Consider the following 3,510-nt stretch of genomic DNA (forward strand, 5'->3'; position numbering starts at 1 on the left):
GTCGGGCACCTCTCTCAAGATGAGCGGCTGCGTGCTCGGCGGGCTGATCTGCAAGAGCCAGACCTGGCACAAGCTCTGATCGAGCGCATCTTTCCGACCTGATGACGGGGCCCCGACGGGCCCCGTTTTCGTTTTGTCGACACATCCTGCGCCGGTGATGCTCGATGGAGGCCGGCGGCTATCCAACCGACGCCGGCGCCGTCGAAACCCCGTCAATCATCTTGAACCGCAGATGAACGCCGCCATCAGAGCCGGTTCAGTTGCATCAGGGCATTCTCCGGCGTGTTGAAGGAGACCGACCCAATGCTTGCTCGCCGCTTCACCATCGTCTGCCTGCTGGTGAGCCTGTTTGGAATGTTCTTCGCCATCCTCGTCGCTGAAGCGGGCCGTCCGGCCCGCGCCTGGGACGAAGCCAGTTCCAGAACCTGCCGCCTCGCCTGCCCCACCCATCTTCGCAACTGAACAAAGAAACCAAGACCTCGAAAAGAAAAGCTGAACGCCATGAACCGCATCGCCGCCAACGTTCTCAAGACCCTTCGGCTTCTGCCGCGGGCGGCGCTTATCCTGACGGTTCTGGCCGCTCCGGTCCTGGCCGTGCCGATGATGCGCGCTGACGCCGGCTCGACGATCGACGCACCGGCCCTGAAGAAGTCCGGCGTCGGCTTTGTGCTTCTGGTCAGCCTGCAGCGCGGTTGAAGAAAAACGGCGCTTTGGCCGCCTTCGGTCGCGACACCCCTCCCAAGTGCCGATCCAAGTCTCTATATTGAGCCATGGAAAAGCGAATCTACCCACAAGCCATCGAATCTGTCGTCATGCCGGAGCCTTTTGGCCGGCAAAGCTTTGATAGCGCTGAAAAGGCCGTCAAGGCACTGCAGGCGCTTTACGATCGCAACACCAGGTTCCTGCGCGACTCCTTCGCAGAATTGGCGGCAGCAGGCGGTGATAATGGCAAGCGCTACCGGGCCTTCTATCCGGAGATCGGCGTCACCACCAACTCATTCACCCAGATCGACTCGCGCCAGGCCTATGGGCATATGCCGACGCCTGGGCATTTTTCCACCACCATCACCCAGCCGGGCCTGTTCGAAAGCTACCTCGTCGAGCAGTTGCGCCTGATCATGCGCAATCATGGGGTTGCGGTCACGGTGTCGGAATCGACCACACCCATCCCGCTGCATTTCGCCTTCCTTGAAGGCACCCATGTCGACGGCGCGACGGCAGAGCGCATCAAGCGGCCGATCCGCGACCTGTTCGACGTGCCCGATCTCGACGGCACCGACGACCAGATCGCCAACGGCACCTTCGAAGTCGCCTTCGGCGAGCCGAGGCCTCTGGCGCCCTTCACGGCGCAGCGCATCGACTATTCGCTGCACCGGCTGTCGCACTATACGGCAACCACGCCGCAGCATTTCCAGAACTTCGTGCTGTTCACCAACTATCAGTTCTACATCGACGAATTCGTCGCCCGCGCCCGCGACCTGATGGCCAATGGCGGCGGCGGATACACGGAGTTCGTCGAGCCGGGAAATGTCATCACCAAGGGCGGGCAGAGCGCGCCCAGCGAAGGCGTTGCACCGCCGCGCCTGCCGCAGATGCCGGCCTATCACCTGAAGAAATCGGGACATGGCGGCATCACCATGGTCAATATCGGCGTCGGGCCTTCCAACGCCAAGACCATCACCGACCATATTGCGGTGCTGAGGCCGCATGCCTGGGTGATGCTCGGTCACTGCGCCGGCCTGCGCAACACCCAGGCGCTTGGCGACTATGTGCTGGCGCATGCCTATGTGCGCGAGGACCACGTGCTGGACGACGATCTTCCGGTCTGGGTGCCGATCCCGCCGCTGGCCGAGATCCAGGTGGCGTTGCAGGAAGCCGTCGCCGAAGTCACCGGCCTTTCCGGCTACGACCTGAAGCGCATCATGCGCACCGGCACCGTTGCCACCATCGACAATCGCAACTGGGAACTGCGCGACCAGCGTGGGCCGGTACAGCGTCTGTCGCAATCTCGCGCCATCGCACTCGACATGGAATCGGCGACCATCGCCGCCAATGGCTTCCGCTTCCGTGTTCCCTACGGCACGCTGCTGTGCGTTTCGGACAAACCGCTGCATGGCGAGTTGAAGCTGCCCGGCATGGCGACCGAATTCTACAAGCGCCAGGTGGCGCAGCACCTGACCATCGGCATCAGGGCTATGGAGAAGCTCGCGGAAATGCCGATGGAGCGGTTGCATTCGCGCAAGCTCAGAAGTTTTTCGGAAACGGCGTTCCAGTAGGCCGGTTCCACGCATCGCATGGGCATTTCGTCATCTTGATTGAGCCGCATTACTGCCGATAAGCAGGCGGCATGGAGAGAGCGGGCTTCGGGACATTGCTGATTTCGGTTGCATTCCTGGCAATGCTGGCCTGTTCGATCGCGCTGGTGGCCGGGTTTTTCGGAACGCTGCATCCCGCCTTCGATTCCTTCTCGCATTTCCGCGTCCATCTTGCCGTGCTGATGGCGCTTTGCGCGTTGCCGCTGCTGGCCACGACATTTCGACTGCAAGCGGCCGTGGCACTGCTTTTTGCCGTGGCGGCCTTCGCCACCACTTCCGGCTCGCTGTCCTTCTCCCGCTTGTGGCCGGTTCAGGCCGCCTATGAAGCCAAGAACGAAGACCGCGCGATCTACAAGCTGCTGCAGATGAACCTGCGCTACGACAATCCAACCCCGAAGAAGGTGCTGTCGCTGATCGGCCGGACCAATCCCGACGTGATCACCCTGGACGAGGTGTCGGCGATGTGGGCGACCGAGCTTGGCTATATCAGCAGCGCATATCCATACCGGATCCTCTGTCCTTACCCTAACAAGATATTCGGCGTCGCGCTGCTCTCGCGGCGGCCCTTTGCCGCCGGCACCGAGGCGCGTTGCGAAAGGCGTGGTGCCATGGCGACAGCGACCGTCGACTTCGGCGGCATCGACGTCGATGTCGCCGCGATCCATCTCAGCTGGCCCTGGCCACGCGAGCAGTACTGGCAGATCGGCGAGTTGACGGAGCCGCTTTCCGCGCTCGGCGAGACGGCCATCATGGCGGGCGACTGCAATGCCGCCCCATGGAGTGCCGCCGTGCGGCGGGTCGCGGCGCTTGGCGGGCTGACCGTCATGCCTTCCGCCGGCCCGACCTGGATCCACATCAGGCTGCCGGATTTCCTGCGGCGCTTCGCCGGCCTGCCGATCGACCAGGTTTTCAGCAAGGGCGGCGTGACTATCCATTCGGCGACACGGCTGGAAGACACCGGCTCGGATCACCTCCCGGTCATGGTGGAGTTCTCGCTCAGGCTGAACCAGCAAAAGCCGCTCGACGAACATGAAACCGCGACCGCGGCCATTGTCCAGGCCGGCAAGACGCCAGGCTGAAGGATCAGGGCCTGACCAAAGCGATGACGAGATGCTGGACATGGCCGCCGTCGCGATGCTCGCGCGCATCGAAAGCGAGCTGCTTGGCCTCATATGCGGCATTGGTGGCCTTGATG

Annotated in this window: 4 protein-coding genes and 1 pseudogene; all 5 read left to right on the forward strand. The window is 62.7% G+C overall.

Annotated elements, in window-relative coordinates; translation table 11 throughout:
- Window positions 1-79: pseudogene (locus EN884_RS29905) on the forward strand (DUF2147 domain-containing protein); the annotation flags it as partial.
- Between the two features lie 224 nt (window positions 80-303).
- Window positions 304-462 (forward strand): hypothetical protein, encoded by a 159-nt coding sequence (locus EN884_RS38785; protein WP_023812838.1) that lies wholly within the window; start codon window positions 304-306, stop codon window positions 460-462.
- 39 nt (window positions 463-501) lie between these two features.
- Window positions 502-696, forward strand: coding sequence for a hypothetical protein (locus EN884_RS29910; RefSeq protein WP_013532616.1), 195 nt, complete (start codon window positions 502-504; stop codon window positions 694-696).
- A 116-nt stretch (window positions 697-812) separates the two neighbouring features.
- A complete protein-coding gene (locus EN884_RS29915; RefSeq protein ID WP_128278158.1) occupies window positions 813-2,276 on the forward strand; it encodes an AMP nucleosidase in 1,464 nt (487 codons plus the stop codon).
- Between the two features lie 71 nt (window positions 2,277-2,347).
- Window positions 2,348-3,394 (forward strand): endonuclease/exonuclease/phosphatase family protein, encoded by a 1,047-nt coding sequence (locus EN884_RS29920; protein ID WP_013532618.1) that lies wholly within the window; start codon window positions 2,348-2,350, stop codon window positions 3,392-3,394.
- Window positions 3,395-3,510: the final 116 nt, after the last annotated feature.

Source organism: Mesorhizobium sp. M7A.F.Ca.AU.001.01.1.1, assembly GCF_004022735.1.
Lineage (GTDB): Bacteria > Pseudomonadota > Alphaproteobacteria > Rhizobiales > Rhizobiaceae > Mesorhizobium > Mesorhizobium ciceri.

What these genes read in the sequence shown, in the direction of transcription:
- EN884_RS38785 (WP_023812838.1), top strand. Translation starts at nt 304, where the DNA reads ATGCTTGCTCGCCGCTTCACCATCGTCTGCCTGCTGGTGAGCCTGTTT.
- EN884_RS29910 (WP_013532616.1), top strand. Translation starts at nt 502, where the DNA reads ATGAACCGCATCGCCGCCAACGTTCTCAAGACCCTTCGGCTTCTGCCG.
- EN884_RS29915 (WP_128278158.1), top strand. Translation starts at nt 813, where the DNA reads ATGCCGGAGCCTTTTGGCCGGCAAAGCTTTGATAGCGCTGAAAAGGCC.
- EN884_RS29920 (WP_013532618.1), top strand. Translation starts at nt 2,348, where the DNA reads ATGGAGAGAGCGGGCTTCGGGACATTGCTGATTTCGGTTGCATTCCTG.